We start from the raw sequence: 1,933 nt of genomic DNA, 5'->3' as shown, positions 1-1,933 counted from the left end.
GGTGCCCGCCGTAGACGAGGGAGGCGCCTGCACACCGTGTCCCGGTGCGGCACCGAACGGCCGGGCCGCCGCCGGGCCCCGCCCGGGGAAGAAGCCGGGGTCGTGCCCCGGGTAGCCCGAGTCCGTCCCCAGGGAGCCCGAGTCGTACCCGGGGACGCCGGAGCCGTGCCCCGGACGGCCCGAGTCCGTCCCCGGGGAGCCCGAGTCGTACCCGGGGACGCCGGAGCCGTGCCCCGGGTGGCCGGAGTCCGCCCCCGGGTGTGTGGCGGCGCCCTCGGCCGCCGGCCACCCGGCCGAGGCCTCGTGGTCACCGCCCCGGGGCTGGTTCGGGTAGGTCATGCGACCGGCCTCCGGTCCGTCTGCGGCGCGTTCTTACGTCGGGACACCGGGCGGGCCTGGGCCCCTCCGGGGGCCTCCACCACGCCCGTACGGCGCAGCTTCTGCCAGCGCAGCCGGCCACCGGTGAGTGCGGTGATCCACGACTGGAGCAGCACCACGTACATGAGCTGCCGGTAGAGGACCTGCTGGAGCGGCAGGGAGATCAGGTGCGTCATGCGTTCGCGGTCCAGCCGGAAGGCGTACGCCGCGCACACGGCCTGGATCAGCAGGACGCCGAACCACGCGGTGACCGTCTTGCCCGTCGGGCCGAAGACCAGCCCGTACAGCAGGAACACGTCGATCAGCGGCGCCAGCAGCGGGGCGACGACCATGAACAGGGAGACGAACGGCAGTCCGACCCGTCCGAAGCGGCCCGAGGGGCCCCGCTCGACGACCGCGCGGCGGTGCTTCCAGATGGCCTGCATCGTGCCGTACGACCACCGGTAGCGCTGCGACCACAGCTGCTGGACGGACTCCGGGGCCTCGGTCCAGGCCCGGGCGTTCTCGGCGTAGACGACGCGCCAGCCGTCGCGGTGCAGGGCCATCGTGACGTCGGTGTCCTCGGCGAGGGTGTCCTCGCTCATGCCGCCGATCCGGTCCAGCGCGTTCCGGCGGAAGGCGCCGACCGCACCGGGGATGGTGGGCATGCAGCCGAGGATGTCGTACATCCTGCGGTCGAGGTTGAAGCCCATCACGTACTCGATGTGCTGCCAGGCGCCGATCAGCGAGTCGCGGTTGCCGACCTTGGCGTTGCCCGCGACCGCGCCGACGCGGGGGTCGCCGAAGGGCTGCACGAGTTCGCGCACGGTGGTCGGTTCGAAGACGGTGTCGCCGTCCATCATCACGACGATGTCGTAACGGGCGTGGGCGATGCCGTTGTTGAGCGCGGCGGGCTTTCCGGCGTTGCGCTGGCGGACGACCCGGACGTTGGCGATGCCCATCGCCTCGACGACGTCGGCCGTCCCGTCCGTCGAGCCGTCGTCGATGACGACGACCTCGATCGGATAGTCACTGGCCACCAGCGACCGCACGGTCGACTCGATGCACTTGCGCTCGTTGTACGCCGGCACGAGCACCGACACCGGGCGGGTGAACGGTTCGCCCCAGCGGAAGTCCTTGCGCCGGACGCGCCGGGCGTGCAGGAAGGAGAGCAGCAGCATCAGCCCGAAGCGGGTGAACACCAGGACGCCGATGATCGCGAGACCGACCACCAGGACGCTGGTGATGTGCTCCGAGATGCCCACGGCGTAGACGAAGGCCTTGCCCTGCCAGAGCTCGAACCCGGTGACCGGGGTGTGCGCGCTGGGGGCGCCGAGGGCGGTGGTGAGGTTGGTGAACTCGTAGCCGCGTTCCTGCATGCGGGGCAGGAACTCGTCCAGGGCGGCCACGGTCTGGGACCGGTCGCCTCCGGAGTCGTGCATCAGGATGATGGCGCCCTTGCCGTGCCGCGGCGTCGCCCGGTCGATGATCGCCCGGACGCCGGGGCGCTTCCAGTCCTCGCTGTCGGTGTTGTTCACGACGGTGAGGTAGCCGCGGCTGCCGATGTACTGCGCGA

Annotated in this window: 1 protein-coding gene and 1 pseudogene; both read right to left on the bottom strand. The window is 71.8% G+C overall.

The annotated features are described in order from the left end of the window. Nucleotides 1–339 (bottom strand): annotated as a pseudogene (locus IH13_RS0118340) (acyltransferase); the annotation flags it as partial. Further along, the coding region (locus IH13_RS0118335) for a bifunctional polysaccharide deacetylase/glycosyltransferase family 2 protein (protein ID WP_063837459.1) at nt 336–1,933 on the bottom strand (1,598 nt) is incomplete at its 5' end. The gene IH13_RS0118335 and the pseudogene IH13_RS0118340, both read right to left, overlap by 4 nt.

Source organism: Streptomyces sp. NRRL WC-3549 (genome assembly GCF_000721935.1).
GTDB lineage: Bacteria > Actinomycetota > Actinomycetes > Streptomycetales > Streptomycetaceae > Streptomyces.
Note: the sequence above shows the minus strand (reverse complement) of the source record. Positions and strands in the feature narration are given on the sequence as shown.